Source organism: Streptomyces cinnabarinus (genome assembly GCF_027270315.1).
Taxonomy (GTDB): Bacteria; Actinomycetota; Actinomycetes; order Streptomycetales; family Streptomycetaceae; genus Streptomyces; species Streptomyces cinnabarinus.
The window spans coordinates 2,581,944-2,607,983 of sequence record NZ_CP114413.1 but is presented as its reverse complement, the minus strand read 5'-3'; the positions used below and the strand labels follow the sequence as shown (position 1 = coordinate 2,607,983).

25 protein-coding genes are annotated in these 26,040 nt (G+C 71.7%); 16 read left to right on the top strand and 9 right to left on the bottom strand.

Going from position 1 to position 26,040, the window contains the following annotated elements; all coding sequences use genetic code 11:
* Nucleotides 1-34: 34 nt before the first annotated feature.
* A complete protein-coding gene (locus STRCI_RS11785) occupies nucleotides 35-2,122 on the top strand; it encodes a protein kinase domain-containing protein (protein WP_269658846.1) in 2,088 nt (695 codons plus the stop codon).
* Between the two features lie 155 nt (nucleotides 2,123-2,277).
* Here the strand turns inward: STRCI_RS11785 and STRCI_RS11780 are convergent, their stop codons facing one another.
* Both STRCI_RS11780 and STRCI_RS11775 read right to left on the bottom strand, forming a co-directional pair.
* Nucleotides 2,278-2,559: an Lrp/AsnC family transcriptional regulator gene (locus STRCI_RS11780; protein ID WP_015661006.1), complete on the bottom strand. Its 282-nt coding sequence runs from the start codon at nucleotides 2,557-2,559 to the stop codon at nucleotides 2,278-2,280.
* Nucleotides 2,556-3,293, bottom strand: coding sequence for a rhomboid family intramembrane serine protease (locus STRCI_RS11775; RefSeq protein WP_269658845.1), 738 nt, complete (start codon nucleotides 3,291-3,293; stop codon nucleotides 2,556-2,558). Before STRCI_RS11775 ends, STRCI_RS11780 begins: the two co-directional genes overlap by 4 nt.
* 154 nt (nucleotides 3,294-3,447) lie before the next feature.
* On the opposite strand from STRCI_RS11775, the gene STRCI_RS11770 reads away from it, so the two are divergent.
* The 5 genes from STRCI_RS11770 (at nucleotide 3,448) to STRCI_RS11750 (ending at nucleotide 8,857) form a co-directional block, all read left to right on the top strand.
* A complete protein-coding gene (locus STRCI_RS11770) occupies nucleotides 3,448-3,687 on the top strand; it encodes a hypothetical protein (protein ID WP_055541554.1) in 240 nt (79 codons plus the stop codon).
* A gap of 69 nt (nucleotides 3,688-3,756) precedes the next feature.
* A complete protein-coding gene (locus STRCI_RS11765) occupies nucleotides 3,757-5,100 on the top strand; it encodes an NYN domain-containing protein (protein WP_269658844.1) in 1,344 nt (447 codons plus the stop codon).
* 210 nt (nucleotides 5,101-5,310) lie between these two features.
* Nucleotides 5,311-6,345 carry a C40 family peptidase gene (locus STRCI_RS11760; RefSeq protein WP_269658843.1) on the top strand — a complete coding sequence of 345 codons (1,035 nt, stop codon included), beginning with the start codon at nucleotides 5,311-5,313 and terminating at the stop codon, nucleotides 6,343-6,345.
* Nucleotides 6,346-6,564: 219 nt separating this feature from the next.
* Nucleotides 6,565-7,578, top strand: coding sequence for a C40 family peptidase (locus STRCI_RS11755; protein WP_269658842.1), 1,014 nt, complete (start codon nucleotides 6,565-6,567; stop codon nucleotides 7,576-7,578).
* 94 nt (nucleotides 7,579-7,672) lie between these two features.
* Nucleotides 7,673-8,857 carry a hypothetical protein gene (locus tag STRCI_RS11750; protein WP_269658841.1) on the top strand — a complete coding sequence of 395 codons (1,185 nt, stop codon included), beginning with the start codon at nucleotides 7,673-7,675 and terminating at the stop codon, nucleotides 8,855-8,857.
* Here STRCI_RS11750 and STRCI_RS11745 read toward each other — a convergent pair.
* Nucleotides 8,845-9,390, bottom strand: coding sequence for a PadR family transcriptional regulator (locus STRCI_RS11745; protein ID WP_269658840.1), 546 nt, complete (start codon nucleotides 9,388-9,390; stop codon nucleotides 8,845-8,847). The genes STRCI_RS11750 and STRCI_RS11745 overlap by 13 nt on opposite strands.
* A 95-nt stretch (nucleotides 9,391-9,485) precedes the next feature.
* Between STRCI_RS11745 and STRCI_RS11740 the strand changes: the two genes are divergently transcribed.
* A complete protein-coding gene (locus STRCI_RS11740; RefSeq protein WP_269658839.1) occupies nucleotides 9,486-10,784 on the top strand; it encodes an MATE family efflux transporter in 1,299 nt (432 codons plus the stop codon).
* On the opposite strand, the gene STRCI_RS11735 is transcribed toward STRCI_RS11740, so the two are convergent.
* Nucleotides 10,745-11,980, bottom strand: a complete 1,236-nt coding sequence (locus STRCI_RS11735) for a glycosyltransferase family 87 protein (protein WP_269658838.1) — start codon at nucleotides 11,978-11,980, stop codon at nucleotides 10,745-10,747. The two genes, STRCI_RS11740 and STRCI_RS11735, sit on opposite strands and share 40 nt — an antisense overlap.
* A gap of 131 nt (nucleotides 11,981-12,111) precedes the next feature.
* Between STRCI_RS11735 and STRCI_RS11730 the strand changes: the two genes are divergently transcribed.
* On the top strand, nucleotides 12,112-13,254 hold the full coding sequence (locus STRCI_RS11730; RefSeq protein WP_269658837.1) for a glycosyltransferase family 4 protein: 1,143 nt from the start codon (nucleotides 12,112-12,114) through the stop codon (nucleotides 13,252-13,254).
* Nucleotides 13,255-13,319: 65 nt separating this feature from the next.
* Nucleotides 13,320-14,936 (top strand): GMC oxidoreductase, encoded by a 1,617-nt coding sequence (locus STRCI_RS11725; protein ID WP_472926756.1) that lies wholly within the window; start codon nucleotides 13,320-13,322, stop codon nucleotides 14,934-14,936.
* Nucleotides 14,937-14,952: 16 nt separating this feature from the next.
* Here the strand turns inward: STRCI_RS11725 and STRCI_RS11720 are convergent, their stop codons facing one another.
* On the bottom strand, nucleotides 14,953-16,749 hold the full coding sequence (locus STRCI_RS11720) for an AMP-dependent synthetase/ligase (RefSeq protein WP_269658835.1): 1,797 nt from the start codon (nucleotides 16,747-16,749) through the stop codon (nucleotides 14,953-14,955).
* Nucleotides 16,750-17,059: 310 nt separating this feature from the next.
* On the opposite strand from STRCI_RS11720, the gene STRCI_RS11715 reads away from it, so the two are divergent.
* The 6 genes from STRCI_RS11715 (at nucleotide 17,060) to STRCI_RS11690 (ending at nucleotide 21,956) form a co-directional block, all read left to right on the top strand.
* Complete coding sequence (locus STRCI_RS11715; RefSeq protein WP_269658834.1) at nucleotides 17,060-17,875, top strand: metallophosphoesterase family protein; 816 nt, start codon at nucleotides 17,060-17,062, stop codon at nucleotides 17,873-17,875.
* Between the two features lie 66 nt (nucleotides 17,876-17,941).
* Nucleotides 17,942-18,385, top strand: a complete 444-nt coding sequence (locus tag STRCI_RS11710; RefSeq protein WP_269658833.1) for an SRPBCC family protein — start codon at nucleotides 17,942-17,944, stop codon at nucleotides 18,383-18,385.
* Nucleotides 18,386-18,414: 29 nt separating this feature from the next.
* Entirely contained in the window at nucleotides 18,415-19,575 is a 1,161-nt protein-coding gene (locus STRCI_RS11705) for an ArsA family ATPase (RefSeq protein WP_269658832.1), read from the top strand.
* Between the two features lie 57 nt (nucleotides 19,576-19,632).
* Nucleotides 19,633-20,112, top strand: a complete 480-nt coding sequence (locus STRCI_RS11700) for a DUF5304 domain-containing protein (RefSeq protein WP_269658831.1) — start codon at nucleotides 19,633-19,635, stop codon at nucleotides 20,110-20,112.
* Between the two features lie 54 nt (nucleotides 20,113-20,166).
* On the top strand, nucleotides 20,167-21,120 hold the full coding sequence (locus tag STRCI_RS11695) for an ROK family glucokinase (protein ID WP_269658830.1): 954 nt from the start codon (nucleotides 20,167-20,169) through the stop codon (nucleotides 21,118-21,120).
* 116 nt (nucleotides 21,121-21,236) lie between these two features.
* The gene (locus STRCI_RS11690; protein ID WP_269658829.1) at nucleotides 21,237-21,956 is read left to right on the top strand and encodes an endonuclease/exonuclease/phosphatase family protein; all 720 of its coding nucleotides are present in this window, start codon (nucleotides 21,237-21,239) and stop codon (nucleotides 21,954-21,956) included.
* Here the strand turns inward: STRCI_RS11690 and STRCI_RS11685 are convergent, their stop codons facing one another.
* The 4 genes from STRCI_RS11685 to STRCI_RS11670 form a co-directional block, all read right to left on the bottom strand.
* A complete protein-coding gene (locus STRCI_RS11685) occupies nucleotides 21,957-22,967 on the bottom strand; it encodes a CU044_5270 family protein (protein ID WP_269658828.1) in 1,011 nt (336 codons plus the stop codon).
* Complete coding sequence (locus STRCI_RS11680) at nucleotides 22,960-23,583, bottom strand: RNA polymerase sigma factor (protein ID WP_269658827.1); 624 nt, start codon at nucleotides 23,581-23,583, stop codon at nucleotides 22,960-22,962. Before STRCI_RS11680 ends, STRCI_RS11685 begins: the two co-directional genes overlap by 8 nt.
* 191 nt (nucleotides 23,584-23,774) lie before the next feature.
* On the bottom strand, nucleotides 23,775-24,329 hold the full coding sequence (locus tag STRCI_RS11675) for a hypothetical protein (protein ID WP_269658826.1): 555 nt from the start codon (nucleotides 24,327-24,329) through the stop codon (nucleotides 23,775-23,777).
* Nucleotides 24,322-25,101: an alpha/beta hydrolase gene (locus tag STRCI_RS11670; RefSeq protein ID WP_269658825.1), complete on the bottom strand. Its 780-nt coding sequence runs from the start codon at nucleotides 25,099-25,101 to the stop codon at nucleotides 24,322-24,324. The genes STRCI_RS11675 and STRCI_RS11670 overlap by 8 nt, the downstream gene beginning before the upstream one ends.
* Before the next feature lie 148 nt (nucleotides 25,102-25,249).
* On the opposite strand from STRCI_RS11670, the gene STRCI_RS11665 reads away from it, so the two are divergent.
* Entirely contained in the window at nucleotides 25,250-26,011 is a 762-nt protein-coding gene (locus STRCI_RS11665; protein WP_269658824.1) for a lysophospholipid acyltransferase family protein, read from the top strand.
* The last annotated feature ends 29 nt before the right edge of the window (nucleotides 26,012-26,040 follow it).

Genomic DNA, 26,040 nt, shown 5'->3' with positions numbered 1-26,040 from the left:
GGGAATCGAACGGGGACGAACGGGGGGCGGCGGGGTGCAGGCGCTGCGGGAGACGGATCCTCGACGGATCGGGCCGTACGAGGTGCTCGGACGGCTGGGTGCCGGAGGGATGGGCGAGGTGTATCTCGCCGAGGCGCGCGGCGGGGTGCGGCTGGCCGTCAAGGTGGTGCGGCCCGAGCACGCCGGGGACCGCACCTTCCGCGCCCGGTTCCGCCAGGAGCTGCGGGCCGCGCGGGACGTGGGCGGGGACGGCACGTACACCGCCCGGGTCGTCGACGCCGATCCCGAGGGCGAACCGCCGTGGATGGCGACCGAGTTCGTCGAGGGGCCGACCCTGCGGGACGCGGTCCTGGACGCCGGTCCGCTGCCCGCGCCCGCCGTACGGCTGCTCGCGGCGGCGCTCGGCCGGGCCCTGACCGCGATCCACGCCAGGGGCCTGGTCCACCGGGACCTCAAGCCCTCCAACATCCTGCTGGCCGCGGACGGACCGCGGGTCATCGACTTCGGCATCGTCCGGGCGCTGGAGGCGACCGCGCTGACGAATCCCGGATCGATCGTCGGCACGGTCGGCTATGTCTCCCCGGAACAGATCCGCAACAGCACCGGAGTGGGCCCGCAGAGCGATGTGTTCGCGCTGGGCGCCGTCCTCGCCCACGCCTCCGGCGGCCGCCCGCCCTTCGGCGAGGGGCACGAGTCGGTGGTGCTGCTGCGCATCCTGAACGGCGACCACGATCTGTCGGCGGTGCCCGGGGAGTTCCGCCCGCTGGTGGAGTCCTGTCTTCGTCAGGACCCGGCCGGGCGGCCGCTGCCGGAGGCCGTCATGGCGGCCGTGGGACACACCGAGGCGTCACTGCGCGCCGCGGCGCGGCCGGGCTGGTTCACCGGGGGCGGCGCGCGGTGGGTGCCGGGGGAGGACGGTGAGCGGGAGAGCGGGGTCGAGTACGTGGCCCCGGTGACGGTGCCGGACGCGGTCGTACCGCCGGCCGGGGCGCCCGTGCCGCCGTCGCGGCGGGGTGTGCTGCGGGCCGTGGCCGGTGGGGCCGTGGTGGCCGCAGCCTCGGGCGTGGGCGGCTGGTGGTGGCTGCGGGAGCCGGAGCGGGGGAAGAAGGACACGCCGTCCGCACCGGCCACCGGGAAGCCGGCCGTGCGCTGGCAGGTCTCCCTGGACCAGGTCATGACACGGCAGCTCGGCGCGCTCTCGCCCAAGGGTGACGTGCTGTACGCCGCCACGTCCTCCGTCGACCTGTACGCGCTCTCCGCCGATGGCGCCGACCTCTGGAAGGCCGACCTCGGGGGCTCCGGTCTCGATCCCGTGGCGACGGCGGACGGCGTGTACTGCACCGTGGTCGAGGGCGACAGCGCGGACGGCTCCCAGCGGCTGCGGCTGTGCCGGTACGACACGGCGGGCAAGCGCGGCTGGAGCAGGGACCTCGGGCCGGAGGGCACCGCCCCCGTCCTCGTCGGCGACACGATCGTGGTGGGCGCCGGGGACGAGGAGATCGGGGAGCTGCGCGCCTACGCGGCGGACGGCAGTGCGCGCTGGCAGCGCGGGCTCAAGGGCGCGCTCACCGAGGCACCGCTGGTGCACCAGGGCGTGGTCTACGCAGGCACCCGCGCGGGGCGGCTGGCCGCCTTCGAGGCCGGGGACGGTACACCGCTGTGGGACGTGGAGGTGGCCACCGACCTCCGGCGGCCCGTGGTGGTGGCGGGCCGGGCCCTGGCCGCGGCCTCCGCCGGCGAGTGGACCTGGCACGGCTACTCGCTCGACGGGAACCGGCTGTGGCGGAGCAAGGAGGCCGACGGCGGGTGGGAGTACCCGGTCACCGCGGCCGGCTCGCTGGCCCTCGTCACGGAGGACCAGGTCCTGAAGGCGTTCACGGCGGACGGCGAACCGGCCTGGACGTACCGCGCCGGGGACGACGACGTCACCGAACCGGCGTTCTCGGGCGGCCGGATCTTCGTCCAGACCCCCGAGGAGATCCACGCCCTGAACCTCAAGGGCGAGCGGATCTGGCGCTTCCCGCTGCCCGCAGGCTACCCGGTCTCGGCCCCGCTGATCCGCGGCAACCGCATCTACGTCACCTCGGCCGAGGGCATCGCAGCCCTCGACCTGACGTCCTAGCTCCCAGGACCTGTCGTTTGGATCAGGCCGGCTGCAAGACGCGGTGCTGCCCGGCCCGAGTCGAGCGGGGTCTGGTGATTGCAGCTGCAAGGCGACAACGCCGCAGATGTGCGTGCCAGGGCCCGCGACGCCGGACTGATCCGAACGGACCGGCCCTAGCCGTCCAGGCCGATCGAGAACGCGGCCTCCAGGTCGTGCTGGGAGTAGGTGCGGAACGCCACGTGGGTGTCCGTGCCCTCCACGCCCGGGATCTTGCTGATGCGGCCGGGGATGACCTCGGCGAGGTCCTCGTGCTCCTTGACCCGGACCATGGCGATCAGGTCGTAGGTGCCGGTGACGGAGAAGACCTCGCTCACGCTGTCCAGCGAGGCGATCTGCTCGGCGATCTCGGGAATCCGGTCCACGCTGGTCTTGATGAGCACGATCGCGGTGATCACGGTTGTTTCTCTCCCTCGGGGGCCGGCGTCGCGGGGACGGCCTTCACTCTAGTCGTACGGCCGAACCGCACCCAGGCGAAGCCGCAGCCCAGGCCGAAGCCCACGAGGTGGGCCAGATACGCCACCCCGGGTCCGTTCGCCGCCCGGCCCGCCGCCAGCCATTGCAGGGCCGCCCAGAAGGGCAGCACCACCCACGCCGGGAAGCGCAGCGGCAGGAAGAACAGGAACGGCAGCAGGCTGGTCACCCGGGCCCGTGGGAACAGCGCCAGGAACGCGCCGAGCACCGCGGAGATCGCGCCGGACGCGCCCACCAGGGACTGCTCGGAGTCGGAGTTGGCGGCCGCGTAGCCGAGCAGGGCGAGATAGCCGCAGCCCAGGTAGAAGAGCGTGAACTGGACACGGCCCATGCGCTCCTCGGTCATCACGCCGAAGACGTAGAGGAAGAGCATGTTGCCCAGCAGGTGCACCCAGCTGCCGTGCACGAACAGCGCCGTGGCCGGGGTGAGGGCGGCCCGCGGCGACCCCTCGAACAGCTCGGCCGGGACCACCCCCCAGCGCCGGAAGTACGCCCGCTGCGCCGCGATCAGCCCGTCCCCGGTGCCGTAGCCGGGATTCAGCCCCGAGGCGGGCCCGATCAGAAAGATCAGCGTGCACAGGCCGATCAGTGCGTAAGTGACGGGCGCGGCGGGCATCCGCATACCCCGGACGGCCGTGCTGGTCCAGTTGCCGATCATGAACACAGAGCATGACGTAACGGGGCCTACTCTCACAGACCGCCTCGCCGCCGTGGACGGCCGAGCGGTGAGTACCCGCCAGGCCGTAGGGTTACGAGCCACACGCACCGGGACACCGGTGAGTCACCGACACTGGAAGGAAAGAACAGTCGCGATGACGGTTCCCCTGCCGACGGCCACCACGCGGTGGCGCTGCACTCTGTGCGGCAACCTCACCCGCTTCGACGTGACCCGCTCGTCGAAGGTCGTCGAGTACGTCCACCTCGACCTCGCCGGTGAGCCGAAGGTCGAGGAGCGCGAGGTGGTCAGTGAGACCATCGAGTCGGTGCGCTGCCGCTGGTGCAACGCCGTGGACCAGGTGGAACTCGTGGACAGGCCGGGCGCCGGCTCCTGAGCGGAGCGGGCCCCGCTCGGGGGATCCCCTCAGCCAGGGGGTCCCGCACAGGTATTGGGGTGACGACGGATGGTGGAGACCGCAGGCGGGGGGCCGGGCGACGGCGCCGCTGAAGTGCTCGACCGTCCGCTGCCCGACGGGGTGCGCAGAAGAGTCGTACAGATCGTCTCGGACGGCTTCGGCGGGCTGACCGTCGGTGAACTGCCCGCCCAGCTACGGCAGTACGCCCGATTCGCCCCGAATCGCCGGGCCAAGTTCGCCGGCAACGCCATGGCCGCCGCGCTGGAGACGGATCCACTCTTCCGTCAGCGCATCGGGGAGAAGCTGAGAGAGGCCCAGCCGGAGATCGCCGGCGCCCTCGACTCCGGCTCGCCGCCCCCGGCCGCGGATCCGCTCGATGTGGCGGCCGCGGCCTACGTGCTGCGGCCCACCGGCTGGGTCAAGCTGGTGACCGCGGCCGGCGAGGAGGCCCAGCGCGCCGACGCCGAGCGCGCCGACGAGGAGAGCCGGGCCGAACTGGAGCGGCTGCGCGCCGAGATCGACCGGTCCAGGGAGCAGACCCGGGCGGAGGCCGAGCGGCTGCGCACCGAGCTGGACGCGGCCAGGAAGGAAGCCGAATCGCTTCACCGCAAGCTGCGCGCCGCCCAGAGCGACGTCAAGCGCGGTGAGGCGGCGCTGCGCAAGGCGCAGGGTGAGATCGAGGCCGTCCGCGCGGAGACGCACGGCCAGGTGTCCGCCGCCGAGAGCGAGTCCCGGCGGCTGAAGTCCCGGCTCGGGGAGGCCGAGGCCGCCCTGGAGGCCACCCGCAGGGCGGCGCGCGAGGGCCGCAGCGTGGAGGACATGCGGGTACGGCTGCTGCTGGACACCCTGCTCGACGCCACCCAAGGGCTGCGCCGGGAACTGGCGTTGCCGCCGGTGTCGGTGCGCCCGGCCGAGACCGTGGACGCGGTCGAACCGGGACGAATGACCCCGAAGGACATCGCCGCGCGGGCGCTGTCCGAGAACGATCCGGCCATCATCGACCAGTTGCTGGCGCTGCCGCAGGCGCATCTGGTCGTCGACGGCTACAACGTCACCAAGACCGGCTATCCCCAGATGCCGCTGGAGAAGCAGCGGCTCCGGCTGCTCGGCCAGCTCTCCCAGCTCGCCGCGCAGACCGGCGCCGAGGTGACCTGTGTCTTCGACGGGGCCGAGCTGGCCGCGCCGGTGCTGCTGGCGCCGCCGCGCGGGGTCCGGGTGCTGTTCTCCAAGCCCGGTGTGACGGCCGACGAGTTGATCCGTCAGCTGGTGCGGGCCGAGCCGCCCGGCCGTCCGGTCATCGTCGTCTCCACCGACCGCGAGGTGGCCGACGGGGTCGCCAGGGCGGGCGCCCGGCCGGTGGCATCTGCGGTGCTTCTGAAGCGACTGTCCTGAAGGTCAACGTACAGCTGCAATGCCCGAATTGACGGAACCGTCACGCAACGTAGCGTCAAGTGGGGATCACTGCACGTGGGTTGATGGTAAAGAATGCGGACCGTAACCGGGATAAATCGCCCAGGGGTTTGAACTGATCACAACTGTGTCACTAGGGTCTGCCTTCGAACCTTCGATCGGAAGATCACTGAGGAGAAGGAGTTCGCCTCCGTGGCGTCCCACCGTCGACCCAAGCAGCCGAGCCGCGCACGTGTGACCGTGCTGACCACCGCCGCTGCTGCCGCCGTTGCCATCAGCTCGCAGGCCGCCAACGCCGCGCCCAGCGAGAAGCCGAGCAAGGACGAGGTCAAGGCCAAGGTCGACAAGCTCTATGAGGAGGCCGAGCAGGCCACCGAGAAGTACAACGGCGCCAAGGAGAAGCAGGAGAAGCTCCAGAAGGAGATCTCCACGATCCAGGACAACGTCGCGCGCGGTCAGGAAGACCTGAACGAGATGCGTGACTCGATAGGTCTGGCGGCCGCCGCCCAGTACCGCACCGGATCCATCGACTCCTCGCTCCAGCTCTTCCTCTCCGCGGACCCGGACGACTACCTCGACAAGGCCTCCACGCTCGACCAGTTGAGCAGCCAGCAGGTCGAGTCGCTGAAGAAGATCCAGGACAAGCAGCGCGAACTCGCCCAGGACCGCGCCGAGGCCACCGAGAAGCTCAAGGACCTCGCCTCCACGCGGACCGAGCTGGGCAAGAAGAAGACCGAGGTCCAGGACAAGCTCGCCGAGGCGCAGAAGCTCCTGAACTCCCTCACCTCCGCCGAGAAGGCCGCCCTCGCCGCCGAGGAGGCACGCGCCACCCGCTCCTCCGCCGACCGCGTGGACCTCGGCAACGCCGCCACCGGTTCGGGCCGGGCCATGGCCGCCTTCCAGGCCGCCCAGAGCAAGATCGGCACGCCTTACGTCTACGGCGCCTCCGGCCCCTCCTCCTTCGACTGCTCGGGCCTGACCTCCTGGGCCTTCGCCCAGGCCGGCGTCGGCATCCCGCGCACCTCGCAGGCCCAGGCCAACTACGGCACCCGCATCTACAGCCAGTCCGACCTCAAGGTCGGCGACCTGGTCATCTTCTACGGCGACCTGCACCACGTCGGCTTCTACGCGGGCAACGGCCAGGTGCTGCACGCCCCGCGCACCGGCGCGGTGGTCCGCTACGAGTCGATCAACAACATGCCGTACCAGTTCGGCGTCCGGATCTGATCAGCCTCAAGATCACGACACCGTGCCGCCCAATCGGGCGAATCACACCGACGTGAACTGACCCCACGCCCCGCCCATGACCTGCGTCATAGGCGGGGCGTCACTGTGCGTGCCCACGACGGTCGTTGGTCGGCGACCCGGCGCGGGGTTACTGTCTGCCGCGTTTCCCCCTCGCCGGGGAACGGTCCTTGTCCGCCAGCGGAAGGGGTGCGGCTTCTCGTGGGGTCTCATCGTCGCCTTGTACCGTCCGGGTTCGACCGGGGCGCGAGCGCCGCGCTCTGCGTCCTGACAGCCGCCGCCGCGGCCTTCGGGGCCGTACCGGCCTCGGCCGTGCCGCACGAGGACACCCGGGCCGAGGTGGACCGCCTCTACGAGGAGGCCGAGAAGGCCACCGAGGCCTACAACAAGGCCGATGAGCGCGCCGACTCGCTGCGCGGGCAGGTCGGTACCGCGCAGGATCGGATCGCCCGGCAGCAGGAGCGCATCAACTCCATGCGGGAGAAGCTCGGTTCGCTGGCCGGGGCGCAGTACCGCTCCGGCGGGCTCGATCCCTCCCTCGCCCTGCTGTTCTCCGACGATCCGGACGACTACCTCGACAAGGCCTCCGTGCTGGACCGGATCACGGCCCGTCAGGCGGGCGAGCTGAAGGACCTCCAGGGCGCGATGCGCGAACTCTCCCAGGAACGCGCCGAGGCCACCCGCAAACTCGGTGAGCTGGAGAAGAGCCGCAAGGCGGTCGCGGCGCACAAGCGGACGGTGGAGAGCAAGCTCGCCAAGGCCCGGGAACTGCTCAACTCGCTGCCCGCCGACGAACGCGCCGCCTACGACCGGGCCTCCCGCTCGGGCCGCTCCGGCATGCCCGACCTGGGCAGCGGCGTCCCCGCCTCGGGCCGTGCCGCCGCCGCGATGGCCGCCGCCCGCTCCGCCCTCGGCAAGCCCTACGTCTGGGGCGCCAACGGCCCCGGCGGCTTCGACTGTTCGGGCCTGATGCAGTGGTCGTACGCGCAGGCCGGTGTCGCCCTCCCGCGTACCTCCCAGGGCCAGCGCTTCGCCGGCCGCCAGGTCCCCCTCTCCCAGGCCCGCCCCGGCGACCTGGTCACCTACCGCTCCGACGCCAGCCACGTCGGGATGTACATGGGCAACGGCCAGGTGATCCACGCCCCTTATCCCGGAGCCCCGGTCCGCTACGACCCGGTGGGGATGATGCCGGGGGCGACCGTCACGCGGGTGTGACGGGGCCGACGGCACCGGTGGCCGGACGGTGGCCGGTGGATCCCGCCGCTGACGGGGTCTGACCTCGGCGGGCTGATCGCCGTACGATCGCGGCATGGCTGGTCGACGGCGGGCGTCCGGGTCCGGGGTGGTGGCGGTGTGTCTGCTGCTGGTCTCGCTCGTCGCGTGCGGCGGGCGGCCCGCCACCGACGCGGCCCGTGACTCCGTGCAGCGGGTGCTCGACCGGCGGGCGGAGGCGATCGTCGAGCACGACGAGTCGGCCTTCGTGCGGACGGGCGTCCAGAGCGGGTACGACGAGCTCAACGCGGTGCCGTTCGCCGAGTGGTCGTATCGCGTGACCGGGGTCAGACGGGCGGGTGACAGCGCCACCGCCGACGTCGAACTGAGTTACCGCATCAAGGGCCACGACCGTGCGCCGGTCACCGCGGGCCGCACCGTGCGGCTCAGCCTGGACGCCGCCGGTGAGTGGTACGTCGAGTCCGAGCGGCCCGCCGAGAAGGCGCCCGAGCAACTGTGGGACCAGGGCCGGGTGGAGGTCGTCCGCGGCGAGCGCGGCATCGTGCTCGGCGTCGGTCAGCCCGCCGGCCGGCTCCGCACCTTCGCCGAGCTCGCCGACCGCGCGGTGCCCGCGGTGACCCGGGCCTGGGGCACCGAGTGGCCGCGCGGCACCGTCATCCTCGTACCGGAGTCGCTGGAGGGCATGGCCGGGCTGCTCGGCTCGCCCGCCTCCTCGTACCGCGGGATCGCGGCCGTGACCACCGGCGAGACCGGCGCCCCCGCGCCCGCGGACCGGATCATCCTCAACCCGGTCGCGTACGGCGTCCTCGGCCAGAGCGGCAAGCAGGTCGTGCTCACCCATGAGACGACCCATGTCGCCACCCGCGCCCACACCAGTGCCGCCACCCCGCTGTGGCTCTCCGAGGGGTACGCCGACTGGGTCGGTTACCTCGGCTCGGGCCGTACGCCCTCCGATGCCGCGCCCGAGCTGTGGCGGGCGGTGACCGAGGGGGAGATCCCGGCGGGGCTGCCCACCGACGAGGACTTCGGGTTCACCGGGGACTCGGCCGGGCTCGCGCAGGCGTACGAGAGCGGCTGGATGGCCTGCCGGATGATCGCGGACCGCTGGGGCGAGGTGCGGCTCGGCGAGTTCTACCGGGCCGTCGGCGCCCACGAGAAGCGGCCGGGCGCGGTCGAGGAGGCGATGGAGAAGGTGCTCGACACGACTGTGGAGGACTTCACCGCGCAGTGGCGGGAGTATCTGCGGGGTCAGTTCGCCTGACCCTCGCCCGCCGGGTCCAGCAGCTCGATCGCCTCGGCCAGCCACGCCCGCTCCGCCGTCCCGGTGGCCCGCGCCACCCGCAGCATGCCCTGCCGGAACAGATCGCCGGCCTGCTCCGCCCGCACCGGCTCGCCCTCCCGGTAGAAGAAGCTCGACGGCGCGTCCAGGAACTCCAGGCGGCGGCGGAGCACGGCGGCCTGTTCGCGCGGTTCGGGCAGGTGCCGCAGGAAGGCGAGCACGGTGTTGAAGCGGACCTGGTCGGTGATCTCGGCCTGCTTCGGCCGGCGCAGGCGTTCCAGCAGGTCGGCGTGGCCCTCCTCGGTCAGTGACAGGATCCGGCGGGGGGCGGCGCTCGCGCCCGGCTCGGTGTGCTGGTCGAGCAGGCCGGCCCGGGTGAGCCGGGTGATCGCGGGGTAGAGCGCCCCGTCGCTGACCGGCCGGACATGGCCGCTGAGCGCCTTGATGCGCTCCTTCAACTCATAGCCGTGCAACGGCTCTTCGGCCAGGAAGCCCAGGATCGACAGCTCCAGCACCGTTCCTCCTTGCGGGTGTCGTGCCCGCCATGCTACCTCTATCCGAGCTACCTCGAATCGAGGTAGCTCGGATGGAGAGGGACACCGGGGGACTCATGAACGCTCACCGCAGACAACTGATCTCGCTCGCCCATCCCGTCTACTTCTCGCTCCTGGCCTCGGTCGCCGCCGGGATCATCAACACCGTCTGGGTCTCCCGGCTCGGCGGTCCGGCCGTCGCCGCCGTGGCCGTCGCCACCACCACCGAGAACGTCCTGCTGGGCATCGCGCTGGTCTTCGGCTCCGGTACGACCGTGCTGGTCGCGCACGCCCGGGGCGCCGGGAACCCGGCGGCCGTACGGGCGGCCGTGCGCGGCGGCTGGGCGCTCTACGCGCTGGTGACACCGGTCGTCATCGCCCTCGGTCTGCTGCTGCGCGAGCCACTGGCCCGCGTGGTCCTCGGCGGCGACGGCCCGGCGGTCCCCCTGGCCACCGCCTACTTCGCGATCGCCCTGCCCGGCATCGCCGTCTTCTTCGCCCAGACCCTGCTCGACGGCATCCTCAAGGGCGCGGGGGACACCCGCACCCCGATGCGCCTGGCCCTCCTCGCCAACGGCCTGATCCTCGTCGCGGACCCCTTCGCCATCCACCTCTACGGCGTCCAGGGCGCCGCCGCCACCACCGTCCTGTGCCGCTGCGTGGCCCTCGGCGCCGGACTCCTCGCCCTGCGCCGCAACGCCCTGCTCCGCGAGGCGGCCCGCTTCCCCGCCCCCTTCTCGCCCCGCCGCACGCTCGCCACCGGCCTGCCCATGGCCGCCGACTTCACCGTCCGGCAGACGGGCGCACTGGCGCTGGTGGCCATCGTGGCCCGGCTCGGCGTGACCGCGGTGGCCGCGTACTCGATCGCCTACAAGGTCCTCTACGTCGCCACCATGGCCTTCTACGCGGTACGCCAGGCCGCCGCCATCCACACCGCGCACACCCGGGGCGCCGGGCACGATGAGCGGCGGGCGATCGGGCGGCAGGCGGTGCTGGTGTCCGGGACGGCGGGGCTCACGGCGGCCGTGCTGCTCGCGGTGAGCGCGCCCTGGGTCATGGCGGCGTTCGGCGCCGGCCCCGAGGTCGCCCACCAGGGCGTGCTCTTCCTGCGCTCCGTCGGGCCCTATCTGGTGCTCATGGCCTGCTTCATCGCGCTCGGCGGGGTCTTCGAGGGCAGCGGCGGGGCACCGCTGCTGCTGCGCGTGACGCTGCTGGGGACGGCCGTACAACTGCCGCTGGCGTACGCGCTGTCCGGGCTCGGGCTGCCGGGGGTGTGTCTGGCGCTGGCGCTCGCCATGGCGCTCCAGTGCGGGCTGCTGGGGTGGCGGGCCGCGCGTCAGGAGGGCAGCGGGGTCTCCCTGGTGCGGGCGGCCTGAGCGGGCAGCGGGGCGGGGGCGGCGGCGGAGACCGTGCCGCGCCACAGGACGCGGGCGGCGAGGAGCGTGGCGAGCACCAGCAGGCCGTTGCGCAGGAAGAGCAGGGTGATCCCGAGGCCGTCGCTGGCCACCACGTGCGCGAACCAGACCGGGAACTCCAGCACCGTCACCAGCGAGGCCGCCAGCACCAGAGCGACCGGCCATCCCATCCGGCTGCCCCGGAAGCACGAGCAGACCGCCGCCAGGCCGATCAGCCACACCAGGTACTGCGGGCTGATCACCCGGCTGGTCGTGGTGAACATCAGCACCGCCACGAACGCCGCGTCGGCGAGCGTGTGCGACAGGAACCGCCTGGCCCGCAGCCGCCACAGCAGCAGCCAGCCGAAGGCCAGCCCGGTCAGCATCAGCGCGGCATTGCTGACCATGTCCACGTACGGGCCGAGGAACTCCACCGAGCCGTAGTTCAGCAGCACCTGTCCGTTCCAGCCGAAGTGCCGGGCCACATGGAAGACCAGGGCGCCCAGCGACTCCACCTCGGTGCCGCGGTCCCGCTGGAAGGTCAGGAACGCGAACGCGCCCGGCATCGCCAGCGCGAACACCCCCGCCAGCAGGGCCGCCGTCACCGCCGCCGACACCCAGGCCGAGCGGCGGCGGGCGGCCACCAGCAGCAGCACCGGCCACACCTTCACCAGCGCCCCGAACGCGGTCAGCGCGCCCATCACCCGGGGGTGCCGGGCGCCCGCGAGCAGCGCGGCCACCGCCACCGCGGTCACCATCACGTCGTACCGGGCGTACACGGTCGGCCCGAGCAGCGGCACGCCCACCGTCCACACCCAGGCGCCGCGCATGCTGCGGCCGGGGCGTGGGCCCGCGTAGTGGAGGAGGAGCAGGACGGCCAGGTCGGCGGTGAAGGCCAGGACGAAGAAGGCGGAGGCGTAGTCGAGCCAGAACAGCAGCGCGGGGGAGAGGATCGCGAGCGCGGCGGCGGGCGGGTACTGCCAGGTGACGTCCTCCTGCGGGAACGTTCCGGTGCGCAGCACGTCGGACCAGCCCTGGTAGATCACGGACACGTCGCTGGTGACGTCCGGGCCGGGGAAGACGTACACCTTGAACACGAAGAGCAGCAGGGCCACCCTGGTCACGGCCCAGAGCCCGAGCAGGCCCGCCAGGGACCACCGTGCGCCCGTCGTCTCCACCTGGTCCCCTGCCGATCGCTTCCGCCTGGACACAGGCGCTGGGGCAACATGATGTCCCGGGAAGCTGTGCGTCGGCCACCAGGGGCGGCTGTGACGTGCTGCGCGCGGCGGCTCCGATAGGGTCGGCCGCGATGCACAAGACGCTCATCGTGACCAACGACTTCCCGCCCCGCCCCGGCGGCATCCAGGCCTTCCTGCACAACATGGCGCTACGGCTGGATCCGGAGCGGCTGGTCGTCTACGCCTCCACCTGGAAGCGCGGCGAGGAGGGCGCCGAGGCGACGGCCGCCTTCGACGCGGAACAGCCCTTCACCGTCGTCCGCGACGCCACGACGATGCTGCTGCCGACCCCGCGGGTCACCCGGCGCGCGGCCGGGCTGCTGCGCGAGCACGGCTGTACGTCGGTGTGGTTCGGGGCGGCGGCGCCGCTCGGCCTGATGGCACCGGCGCTGCGGGCGGCCGGTGCCGAGCGGCTGGTGGCCACGACCCACGGCCACGAGGCGGGCTGGGCCCAGCTGCCCGCCTCGCGTCAGCTGCTGCGCCGGATCGGGGACGCGACGGACACGATCACGTACCTGGGGGAGTACACCCGCTCGCGGATCGCGCCCGCGCTGTCGCCGGAGGCGGCGTCCCGGATGGTGCAGCTGCCTCCCGGCGTCGACGAGAAGACCTTCCACCCGGGCTCCGGCGGCGCCGAGGTCCGGGCCCGGCTCGGGCTGACCGACCGCCCGGTGGTCGTGTGCGTCTCCCGGCTCGTCCCGCGCAAAGGCCAGGACACGCTGATCCTCGCCATGCCCCGGATCCTGGCGAAGGAACCGGAGGCGGTGCTGCTGATCGTCGGCGGCGGCCCGTACGAGAAGGAGCTGCGCAGGCTGGCCCACGCGACCGGGGTCGCCGGCTCGGTCCGCTTCACCGGCACGGTCCCCTGGTCCGAGCTCCCCGCCCACTACGGCGCCGGCGACGTCTTCGCCATGCCCTGCCGCACCCGCCGACGGGGCCTGGACGTGGAGGGCCTCGGCATCGTCTACCTGGAGGCCTCGGCGACGGGCCTCCCGGTGGTCGCGGGCGACTCCGGCGGGGCCCCCGACGCGGTCCTGGACGGCGAGACGGGCTGGGTGGTGCGAGGCGGTTCGCCCGAGCAGACGGCCGACCGCGTCACGACCCTCCTCGGCGACCCCGAACTCCGCCGGAGGATGGGGGAGCGGGGCCGCGAGTGGGTCGAGGAGAAGTGGCGCTGGGATCTGCTGGCGGAGAAGTTGAAGACTCTGCTTTAAAGCATGCTCGTGGCCTAGGCGGAAGCCAATAATCCGCCCATGCTCCGGACATGACAGCACAACTGATGCAGCGTCAGCTGACGAGACGTCAAATCTTGGGCATGGTGGCACTCCAGACCGCCGCCGCGTCCGGTCTCACCCGCATCGGTCTCCAGTCGGCGTCGGCCGTAGAGCCGACCGCCGTGGACAACGCCCCGGCGATCGTGGTCGGTTCGGGCTACGGCAGTTCCGTCGCCGCCCTCCGCCTCGGTCAGGCGGGGATCCGTACGATCGTGATCGAGATGGGCCGGCTCTGGAACACCGCAGGCCCCGACGGAAAGGTCTTCTGCCCCACCACCGCCCCGGACCAGCGCTCCATGTGGTTCCGAACCCGCACCGAGGCCCCCCTCGCCACCTTCCTGTGGCTGGACGTCGTCAACAAGGACATCAGCCGCTACCCCGGCGTCCTGGACCGCGTGCACTTCGCGAACATCTCGGTGTTCGTGGGCCGCGGCGTCGGCGGCGGCTCCCTGGTCAACGGGGGCATGGCGGTCACCCCGCTCAAGTCGTACTTCGAGGAGCAGTTCCCGTCCGTCGACGCGGACGAGATGTACGGCACGTACTACCCGAGGGCCCGCTCCATGCTCGGGGTCAACAGCATCGACCCGGCCTGGTTCGAGTCCACCGAGTGGTACCGCTACACCCGGATCTCCCGCAAGCACGCCGCCAACGCCGGTCTCAGGACCACCTTCGTGCCGAACGTCTACGACTTCGGCCATATGCAGCGCGAGGCGGCCGGCACGGCCACCCGGTCCGCGCTCGCCGGGGAGGTGATGTACGGCAACAACCACGGCAAACGCAGCCTGGACAAGTCCTACCTGGCCGCCGCGCTCGGCACCGGGAACGTCACGATCCACACCCTGGAGCGGGTGACCTCGATCAGCCGGGCCGGGGACGGGACGTACCTGCTCACCGCCCAGCGCATCGACGAGACCGGCGCGGTCGTCGAGACCAAGGAGTACAACTGCACGTACCTCTTCCTCGGCGGCGGCAGTGTCGGCACCACCGAACTCCTGCTGCGGGCGCGGGAGACGGGCACGCTGCCCGCCCTCGACGCCAGCGTCGGCACCGGCTGGGGCACCAACGGCAATGTGATGCTCGGGCGGGCCAACCACCTGTGGGACACGGTCGGGGTGAACCAGTCGACGATGCCGGTGATGGGCATCGACGACTGGGCGAACACCGCCAACCCGGTGTTCGCCGAGATCGCCCCGCTGCCGACCGGCCTGGAGAACTGGGTCAGCCTCTATCTGGCGATCACCAAGAACCAGGAACGGGCGTCCTTCTCCTGGTCGGGCGGCTCGCTGGCGCTGAACTGGACCCCGGCGCAGAGCGCGGTCTCGTCGGCCATGGCCAAGAAGCTGTTCGACCGGATCAACCGGGCCAACGCCACGATCTACCGCTACGACCTGTTCGGCTCGCCCAGCCGGGCCTTCGCCGACGATTTCACGTACCACCCGCTGGGCGGCTGCGTACTGGGGCGGGCGACCGACAACTACGGCCGGGTGAAGGGGTATTCGAAGCTGTACGTCACCGACGGCTCACTCGTGCCCGGGTCGCTCGGGGTGAACCCCTTCGTGACGATCACCGCGCTCGCCGAACGCACGATGGCGCGGGTCCTCGTGGAGGACACCGCGCCATAGCGACCGAACGGTCAGGTCACTTCGCGTAGATCGCCTCGATCTCCTGCGCGAAGTCCTTCGCCACCACGTTCCGCTTGAGCTTCAGCGACGGCGTCAGGTGGCCCGACTCCTCCGAGAACTGGGAGGACAGAATGCGGAACTTCCGCACCGATTCCGCCTTGGACACCGCGGCGTTGCCGTCGTCGATCGCCGACTGGATGGCAGCCATCAGGTCCGCGTCCTCGTGCAGCGACGCCGCGGTGGCATCCGCGGGCTTGCCGTGCTCGGCGGCCCAGCGGCCCAGGAACTCCTCGTCGATGGTGACCAGCGCGCCCACGAACGGCCGCCCGTCACCGACCACCATGCACTCGGCGACCAGCGCGTGCGCGCGGATCCGGTCCTCGATCACGGCCGGGGCGACGTTCTTGCCGCCCGCGGTCACCAGGATCTCCTTCTTGCGGCCGGTGATCCTGAGGTAGCCGTCCTCGTCCAGGGTGCCGATGTCGCCCGAGTGGAACCAGCCGTCGGCCAGCGCCTCCTCGGTGGCGCCCGGGTTGTTCCAGTACTCCCGGAAGATGTGGTCGCCGTGCAGCAGCACCTCGCCGTCGTCGGCGATGCGCACCACCGAACCCGGCAGCGGCTGACCGACCGTGCCGATCTTCTGCCGGTCCCAGGGGTTGAACGTGGTGGCCGCGCAGGTCTCGGTCAGGCCGTAGCCCTCCAGGACCGTGAAGCCGATACCGCGGAAGAAGTGACCGAGGCGCTCACCGAGCGGGGCGCCGCCGGAGATGGCGTACTCGCCCCGGCCGCCGAGGACCGCGCGCAGCTTGCTGTAGACGAGCTTGTCGAACGCCTTGTGCTTGATCTTCAGGCCGATCGACGGGCCGGAGGGGGTGTCCAGCGCCTTGCTGTAGGCGATGGCCGTGTCCGCCGCCTTGTCGAAGATCTTGCCCTTGCCGTCCGCCTGCGCCTTGGCGCGCGCGGAGTTGTAGACCTTCTCGAAGACCCGCGGCACACCGAGGATCAGCGTGGGCCGGAACTCGGCCAGCTCGTCGGTGAGGTTCTTGATGTCCGGCAGACAGCCCAGCTTGATCGGCGCGATCATCGGGGCGATCTGCACCAGCCGCCCGAAGACGTGCGCCAGCGGCAGGAACAGCAGCACCGAGCACTCGCCGGTACGGAACAGCGGGCGCAGCCGCTCGACGATGTTGCCGCACTCGGCGAAGAAGTTGCGGTGGGTCAGCACACAGCCCTTGGGGCGGCCGGTGGTGCCCGAGGTGTAGACGATCGTGGCCGGGTCGTCGGCCTTCGCCAGCGAGCTGCGCTCGTCGACCGCCTGGTCGCTGACGTCCTGTCCGAGTCGGCCCAGCTCCTCCAGCCCGCCGCCGTCGATCTGCCAGACGTGCTTGAGCGCGGGCAGCCGGTCCCGCACCGACTCCACCGCAGCGGTGTGGCCGTCGAGCTCGGTCAGGACCGCCGTTGCGCCGGAGTCACCGAGGATCCACTGCACCTGCTCCGGGGAGCTGGTCTCGTACACCGGTACGGTGATGGCGCCCGCGGACCAGATCGCGAAGTCCAGCAGGGTCCACTCGTAGCGGGTACGGGACATCAGCCCGATCCGGTCGCCCGGTTGCACCCCGGCCGCGATGAGACCCTTGGCGGCGGTGCGCACCTCGGCGAGGAAGGCGGTGGCGGTGACGTCCTGCCAGGCCCCGTTCACCTTGCGGGCGATGACGGCGACGTCGGGATGCTGCGCGGCGTTTCTGCGGACGATGTCGGTCAGATTGCCGTCGGCAGGGACCTCGTACAAAGCCGGAAGGCTGAACTCGCGCAAGACTGCTGCTCCTCATAGGGCGCCGGCGCCACGACATTGTGTGATGCGACGGTGCGGTCCACGGCTCGGGCTGGTGCCCAGCATTTCGGTGGTTGAAATCCTGAGCACGACTGGACTGCCCGGACGTTACCCGCCGGTATGGCTTCTTCGACAGAGGGACCGGCGAGATGTTCGCTGCGTCACACGGATCGGTACCGCATGGATGGCTGCTTCTGCGCGCACAGTAGTCGACCGGTTTGACGACTAGCCAGTAACCGCAGGTCCGGCCGCCACTGTTCACGCATGCCGCACAGGCTTACGCTTGATCGCCATGGCATCCACACCAGCCGGCAACGGCAGGACGCGCGTGCACGTGGTCAGCGACGTACACGGAAACGTCCGTGACCTGGCCAGAGCCGGGGACGGCGCGGACGCCCTGATCTGCCTGGGTGACCTGGTCCTCTTCCTCGACTACGCCGACCACTCCCGCGGCATCTTTCCCGATCTGTTCGGCGCCGAGGCCGCCGACCGCATCGTCGAACTGCGCACCGCCCGCCGCTACGAGGAGGCGCGCGAGTTCGGCGCCCGGCTGTGGGCGGGCATCGGCGCGGAACGCGGCGCGGTCATCGAGAAGGCGGTGCGCAAGCAGTACGCCGAGCTGTTCGCGGCGTTCCCGACACCGACGTACGCGACCTACGGCAATGTCGACATGCCGCCACTGTGGCCGGAGTACGCCGGACCCGGCACCACCGTGCTGGACGGGCAGCGGGTGGAGATCGGCGGCTGGACCTTCGGCTTCGTCGGCGGCGGCCTGCGCACGCCGATGCGCACGCCCTACGAGATCAGCGATGAGGAGTACGCGGCGAAGGTCGAGGCGGTCGGCGAGGTGGACGTGCTGTGCACCCACATCCCGCCGGAGGTGCCGGATCTGGTCTACGACACCGTCGCGCGGCGCTTCGAGCGGGGCAGCCGGGCGCTGCTGGAGGCGATCCGCCGGACCCGGCCCCGGTACTCGCTCTTCGGCCATGTTCATCAGCCCCTGGTGCGCCGGATGCGCATCGGTTCGACGGAGTGCGTGAACGTCGGACACTTCGCGGGGAGCGGGAAGCCATGGGCGCTGGAGTTCGGCGGGTCGGGTGCGCGGTAGCCTTCACGCTGCACACACGTGCGCATGAGGACGCCCTACCGGCCCGCATCTGGAGGAGCCACGGCGATGGCGGAACACACCAGTTCGAGCATCACGATCGAAGCGGCACCGGCCGACGTCATGGGGGTGATCGCCGACTTCGCCCGCTACCCGGACTGGACCGGCGAGGTGAAGGAGGCCGAGGTCCTGGCGTCGGACGGCCAGGGCCGCGCCGAGCAGGTGCGCCTGGTGATGGACGCGGGGGCGATCAAGGACGACCAGGTGCTCGCGTACACCTGGACCGGGGAGCACGAGGTGTCCTGGACCCTGGTGAAGTCCCAGATGCTGCGGTCGCTGGACGGCTCGTACCTTCTGAAGGCGGCCGGCTCCGGCTCGACCGAGGTCACGTACGTCCTGACGGTCGACGTCAAGATCCCTATGCTCGGGATGATCAAGCGCAAGGCCGAGAAGGTCATCATCGACCGGGCGCTGGCCGGGTTGAAGAAGAGGGTTGAGTCGGGTTCCAAGTAGCGGTGGGCAGTGCCCTACCGTTCACCCTCATGCGCACCATCCTGATCACGGGCCCCGGCGGCAGCGGTCGTACGACTGTTGCCGCTGCCACCGCGCTCGCCGCCGCGCGTGACGGTGAGCGAGTACTGCTGCTGAGCGGCGACCGGGGTGACAGCCTCGGAGCCGTGCTCGGTACCGTCACCGGGGCCTCGCCCGTGGTGGCCGGGGAGCGGCTCACCGTCTGGCGGCCCGACGCCGCCGCCGGATTCCGCGACGATCTCGCCGCCTTCCAGGAACGCGCCACCGCCGCCCTCGATCTGCTCGGCGCCTCCCGGCTCGACCCCGAGGAGGTCACCCCGCTCCCGGGCGCCGAAGAGCTGACGCTCCTGCGCGCCCTGCGCGACGCCGCCCTCTCCGAGCTGCACGACCTGCTCGTCGTCGATCTTCCGGCCACCCCGCACGCGCTCGCCCTGCTCGCCCTCCCCGAGGAGCTGCGCCGCTATCTGCGGCGGCTGCTGCCACCGGAGCGCCAGGCGGCGCGGGCGCTGCGGCCCGTGCTCGGGCGGCTGGCCGGGGTCCCCATGCCCGCGGAGTGGCTGTACGAGACCGCCGCCCGCTGGGACGTCGAGCTCGCCGCCGTGGAAGCCGTCGTCGCCGACCGGAACACCGCCGTGCGGCTCGTCGCCGAGCCCGGCCCCGCCGGAGCCGACGCCGTGCGCGCGGCCACGCTCGCCCTCGCCCTGCGCGGACTGCGCCCCGACGTCCTGATCGCCAACCGCGCCGTACCGGAGGACTGGCCCGCCGGACTCGTCGCCCAGCAGCGCAAGACGCTGGAGGAGTGGCGGGAGTCCTACGACGTCCAGGTCGTCCCGCACCTCGGGCACGACCCGCGCGGCGCCGACGACCTGGCCGCGCTCGGGGTGCGGCCCGCCGTCAACGGCCTGCCCTCCTCGGTCGGGTGGCCCGTCACCGACAGCCTCGCCGAGGACGGTGTGCTGGTGTGGACCATTCCGCTGCCCGGCGCCATACGCGACGACCTCGACCTCGTCCGGCGCGGGGACGAACTCGTCGTCACCGCCGGGCCGTTCCGCCGGATCGTCCCGCTGCCCTCGGCGCTGCGCCGGTGCACCGTCGAGGGGGCCGCGCTGCGCGACGGGGAGCTGCGGATCCGGTTCGCCCCCGACCCGGGTCTGTGGCCCGGGACCCGGTGAACCCGGTACGCCCGTTCGGGTAACGTCGTAGGGACGAACCGTAGTCAGGAGTCCGTCATGAGCGAAGAGCTCCAGCCGTCCGACGCCCCCGGTGAGGAGGCGCTCGACGAGGTACGGGCCACCGACGCCGACGCATGGGCGACGGCGTGCGCCGAGGATCTCGCGGCGGAGCGGTCCCGCCGCCGCGAACAGTACGGCCAGCCCCCGGGCTCGGCCGCCGAAGAACTGCGCAAGCTCGTCGACGCGGTCAGCGACAAGCTGTCCTCGCTCCAGTCGCCGCTGCTCGGCGCGGTCGCCGGACCCGCCGCCCAGCAGGTGGTCAAGCAGGTCGTCCAGCAGGCCAAGGCCGCCGTCGAGCCGGTCATCGAGCGCAACCCGGACGTCTTCGACCACCTGGCCGCGGCCGGCAACGAACTCCTCGCCGCCTACCGCTCCGCCGTCCAGGCCCAGGAGCGCCGCTGGACCGCCGGGGACGACCAGGAGCGCCGCGACCGGGGCGACGACCCCGGTCCCGGTGAACGCATCGACTTGGACTAAAGCCCCCTCGGGTACGGTTGGCCATAGCGGGGCTCGACCGAAACTGAGGGATTCATGGGACTCACCATCGGCGTCGACATCGGCGGCACGAAGATTGCGGCCGGCGTGGTCGACGAGGAAGGCAACATCCTCTCGACCCACAAGGTGCCGACCCCGGGCACGGCCGAGGGCATCGTGGACGCCATCGCCTCCGCCGTGGAGGGTGCGCGCGCCGGGCACGAGATCGTCGGCGTGGGTATCGGTGCGGCCGGATACGTCAACCGTCAGCGCTCGACGGTCTACTTCGCTCCGAACATCGACTGGCGCCAGGAGCCGCTGAAGGAGAAGGTCGAGGCCCGCGTGGGTCTCCCGGTCGTCGTGGAGAACGACGCCAACGCCGCGGCCTGGGGCGAGTACAAGTTCGGCGCCGGAAAGGGTCACCGCAACGTCATCTGCATCACCCTGGGCACCGGCCTCGGCGGCGGCATCATCATCGGCAACAAGCTGCGCCGCGGCCACTTCGGCGTGGCCGCCGAGTTCGGCCACATCCGCATGGTCCCGGACGGCCTGCTCTGCGGCTGCGGCTCGCAGGGCTGCTGGGAGCAGTACGCCTCCGGCCGCGCCCTCGTCCGGTACGCCAAGCAGCGCGCCAACGCCACCCCGGAGCTCGCCGACGTCCTGCTCGGCCTCGGCGACGGCACGCCCGACGGCATCGAGGGCAAGCACATCTCCATGGCCGCGCGCCAGGGCTGCCCCGTCGCCGTCGACTCCTACCGTGAGCTGGCCCGCTGGGCCGGTGCCGGTCTCGCCGACCTGGCCTCCCTCTTCGACCCGTCCGCCTTCATCGTCGGCGGCGGCCTATCCGACGAGGGCGAGCTGGTCCTCGACCCGATCCGCAAGTCCTACAAGCGCTGGCTCGTGGGCGGCAACTGGCGCCCGGTGGCCGACGTGATCGCGGCCCAGCTGGGCAACGAGGCGGGCCTGGTCGGGGCAGCGGACCTGGCAAGGGAGCCCGACCCGATCATGTGATCCAGGGGCAGGTGTTCCAACCTTTAGGGGCGCGGGGAACTGCGCGACAAGCCACGACGATCCGGCAGTCGCGCACAACCTTCGCGCCCCTGCCCATTGGGCGTACATTGATCGCCATGCCTGACGGTTCAGCCCCCGTCCGAGTCCTGAGCTACAACATCCGCTCGATGAGAGACGACACCGCGGCCCTGGCCAAGGTGATTCGTGCCGCGGCACCAGACCTCGTCCTCGTCCAGGAAGCCCCCCGCTTCTTCCGCTGGCGCAAGAAACTCGCCCGCCTGGCCCGGGCGTCAGACCTCGTCATCCTCACCGGCGGCGCCACCGCCGCGGGCCCCGCGATCCTCTGCGACCTGCGCACCAAGGTCGAGCGCGCCGAGGACGTCCTCCTCCCGCTGACTCCCGGACAGCACCGCCGCGGCTTCGCCACCGCCGTGGTCCGGCTCGGCGACGCCCGGCTGGGCGTCCTGAGCTGTCACCTCAGCCTCCACAAGGACGAGCGCCACGAGCAGGCCGGAATGCTCCTGGACCGCCTGGCCGGCATGGGTGTGGACCACGCCGTCGCGGGCGGCGACCTGAACGAACGCCCCGGCGGCCGCACCTTCACCCGGCTGTCCGGCACCCTCCGGGACTGCTGGGCCACGGCCCCCGACGGCGGCGAGCACACCTGGACACGGACCGAGCCGCACAGCCGGATCGACGCGATCTTCGCCACCAAGGGCATCGAGGTGATCGGCTGCGGAGTCCCGCTCGGCCTCCCGGGCGTCACGGACACAGACCTGAGGGTGGCCACGGACCACCTCCCGGTCCTGGCCACCCTCAGAATCCCCGCGTCCTAGCTACGGCCGCTGCTTCGCCTTGTCGACGACCGCCCAGCTGTCGAGGTACGAGAGCTGGGTGTACGTCTTCATCGCCGCCCCGTCCCCCGAGGTCCGCGTGTCACGGAAGCCGAGGAACTCGTACGTCCTCGGGTCGAAGATGAAGTAGCCGCCGAAGCCCACCGCTCCCTCGGGGAGCGTGGGGTCGTCGTAGGTGATGGCCACGCCGGTGCGCCCCTTGGCGTCCCGCTGGTTCGGCACGACCTTCACCCCGGGCACCATGCCGAGCGCCTCGTACGCCGCCGGGCGCAGCCCCTCCGGCATCACCGGCACCAGCTTGAGCAGTCCGGCGAGGCTGAAGTGGATGTGCGACCAGTCCTGGTCGCCGAGGTCCTCCAGGGCGTCAGCGCCCCCTCCGACCTGGCCCTGGATCGCGAGGATCAGCTTCTCCGGATCGGTGGGCAGCTCCTTGAGCGTGCCCCAGTCCTGCGGCGGCCAGTGGCCCTCGTCCGGCTTGAGCGGCGGCGACCACCAGCCGTGGCCGATCTCCATGATCCAGGACGCCTTGGACCCGTCCACCGACCGCCAGGTCTCGTCGACATGGCTCTTGGTGACGCCGCTCTTCTGCTCGGTCTCCTTGATGATCTCCTTGGTGTAGATGAACTGGTCGTCACGCGGGGTGACCACCCGCTCGTGCTCGCGTTCGTACGCGGCGGCCCCGTTGAGCACCGTCTGCGCGCTCACGTTCCGCATGGCGGGCGCGCTCGCCGACGGTGACTTCCTGGCCGTGGCGCCGGGTCCCGAGCCGTCGTCGTGCTGGACGGCGACCAGCAGCCCGGCGGCGACCGCGGCGGTGACCACCCCGGTCACAGCGATCCGCAGAACCGGCCGACGGGGCCGTGCGGCGGCCGGAGCGGGCCCGTTCATCGCCTGGAACAGTCGTGCTCGCACCCGGTGCCGGGTGTCGTCGTCGAGCGGGGGTGCCCCCGCCTCGAAGTCCCGCAGTGCGCGGAGTTCATCGGTGTCACGCATGGGCGTCTGCCTCTCGGAAAGCTGTCGGATCGGATCCGCCCAGTGCTTCGCGCAATCTGCTGCGAGCCCGGTGCAGCCGCGATCTGACCGTGCCGACGGGCACGCCGAGGGCCTGGGCCGCCTCCTCGTAGTCGAGGCCGGCCCAGGCCACCAGCAGCACGACATCGCGATGCCGGGCGGACAGCCCGGCCAGCGCAGCTGCCAGTTCCCGGCGCACCCCCGTGGCACCGGCCCTGGAAACCGCCCGGTCCGCGACCGGTTCGTCGTGCTCGACCGGCTCCGGCACGCGCGCCAGCGCCTTGAACCGGCGCGCCTCGGCCCGGCGGTGCCGGCTCACGAGGTTGGTGGCGATGCCGAACAGCCAGGGGCGGGCGTCGTCCCGCCCCAGGTCGTAGGTGTGGCGCCGCTGGAAGGCGGTGATGAAGGTCTCCGCCATCAGATCCTCCGCCGCCTCGGGACCGAGTCGCCGGGCCGCGTAACGGTGCACGGCGTCGGCGTACCGGTCGTAGAGCGCGGCGAACTGCTCGGGCTCGTCCCGGGACCGTGCGATCACGCGGGCATCACTCTCCTCGCGATCCTCGTCGCGGGTGCCGACGCCCGGTGGTGCGACGGTCATCGGGGCTCCTTTCGTCCGTCTGAACGCCTCGAAGGCTTGGGCTTGCTCGGGTTGTTCACCTGTCCTTCGCCGATCGGCGGGATCGAGTTCCGTTTTTGCGCGGACTTTCGCGCGGACACGAGCGGACTTTCGCGCGGACACGAAGAGGGCCCGCCCGGAGCTTGTCCGGACGGGCCCTCACCCACATCTGTTCAGACGACCGCGCCGCGCCCCGGGTCCTGGTCGTCCTCGTCGTCCGTGCGCATCCGCATCACCAGCGTGGCGAAGCCGCCCAGGAAGCCGCCGATGCCGATCGTCGTCAGCCACCAGCTCATCTCCCAGCCGAGCAGCACCGCGAGCAGCAGCAGTATCGGACCGCCGAGCACCGCCAGCCACGCGAACTTCGCCGTGGTGTCCGCCGCGGGCAGCGGCGGCGGCTCCGGCGGGACGAAGTGACCCTCGTCGTCCTCGTCGAGGTCGTCGTCCGAGGGCTCCGGCGCGGTGTAGTCGCGCGGGCCGACGCCGGGCGCGAAGGTGACCGAGCCGCCGAGCGGCGCCGCGGGCTGCTTCTCCTCCGGCTCCTCGTCGTTGGTCTCCGCCTCCAGCAGCGCCAGGTCCTCGACGGATTTGAACGGCTTGGAGCCCGGCGGGTCCGGCGGCTCGTCGCCGTACCCGGCGACGATCGCCTCCCATGCGGCGTCCTCGTCGAAACGGGCGCCCTGGTCGTCCGGCTCGCGATCCTCGCGGTCGGAGTCGTGCTCAGCCACCTACGGCCGTCCCTTCCTTGCCGAGACTGGGTGCGAGCCGGCTCATGAACGCATGGCTCTCCGCGAAGATCCGCTCCGCGTCATGGTCCAACGTCGCCACGTGGTAGCTCTGTTCCAGCACGATCTCCGTCACGTCCGTCGACGACACCCGGCTGAGCACCCGGGCCGAGTCAACGGGCGGCACCACATGGTCCTGGGTGCTGTGCAGCAGCAGCAACGGCTGGGTGACCTGCGGCAGCTCGCCGTCGACCCGGCGGAAGAAGTTCCGCAGGGAGTGCGCGGCGTGCAGCGGCACCCGGTCGTAGCCCACCTCGTCGCTGCCCTCCTTGGCGATGTCGCTGGCGATGCCCTTCGTCGTCCGCACGAGGTGCCGGGCCACCGGGAGGGCGTGCGCGGCCAGGCCGTGCACCTTGTTCGCGGGGTTGACGACCACCACGCCGTCCACCGCGTCGCCGTGCTTCGCCGCCAGCCGGAGCGCCAGGGCGCCGCCCATGGACAGACCGGCCACGAAGAGGTGGGTGGAGCGCTCCCGCAGGGCGCGCAGCTCGCGGTCCACCTCCGCGTACCAGTCCTGCCAGCCGGTCAGCTGGAGGTCCTCCCAGCGGGTGCCGTGCCCAGGCAGCAGCGGCAGCGAGACGGTCAGACCGCGCGCGGCGAGATACTCCGCCCAGGGGCGCAGCGACTGCGGGGAACCGGTGAAGCCGTGGCAGAGGAGGACGGAGATCTCCCCGCCCTCATGGCGGTACGGCTCGGCTCCAGGAAGGACCGGCACTTCGGTCTCCTGTTCATGAGGTCGGTTGCAGGTACTTCACCGTACGCGACCGCACTGACACCGACCAGGGTCGTCGGGGTCTTTGACGGCGCTCCGGGTTAAGGTCTGATCGACAGACACAGGAGGCACTCGGTTGTTGTACGGCGCGATGAAGGTATCCATCGGGGGGCCGCTGAAGCTCGCCTTCAGGCCCTGGGTGGAGGGCCTGGAGAACATTCCCGCCGAGGGCCCCGCGATCCTGGCGAGCAATCACCTCTCGTTCTCGGACTCGTTCTTCCTCCCCGCGGTCCTCGACCGCAAGGTGACCTTCATCGCGAAGGCGGAGTACTTCACCACCCCCGGCGTCAAGGGGCGGCTGACGGCCGCCTTCTTCAAGGGCGTGGGCCAGCTCCCCGTGGACCGCTCCGGCGCGCGCGGCGCGGGTGAGGCCGCCATCAGGAGCGGTATCGATGTGCTGGAGCGCGGTGAGCTGTTCGGTATCTACCCGGAGGGCACGCGCTCGCCCGACGGCCGGCTCTACCGGGGCAAGCCCGGCGGCCTCGCGCGCGTGGCGCTCGCCAGCGGGGCGCCGGTCATCCCGGTCGCCATGATCGACACCGAGAAGATCCAGCCGCCCGGCAAGGTCATGCCCAAGCTGATGCGCCCGGGCATCCGGATCGGCAAGCCCCTCGACTTCGGCCGGTACCAGGGCATGGAGCACGACCGCTTCGTCCTGCGCGCGCTGACCGACGAGGTCATGTACGAGATCATGCAGCTCTCCGGCCAGGAGTACGTCGACATGTACGCGACCGCCGCCAAGCGGCAGATCGCGGAGGCCGCGAAGGCCGAGAAGGAAGCGGAGAAGGCGGCCAGGGCCGCTCTCGCCAAGGCCGACCAGGACCAGGCGGACAAAGAGAAGTCCGAGTCCTAGAGGCGGCAGTCGGGTTCGGGGGGTGGGGG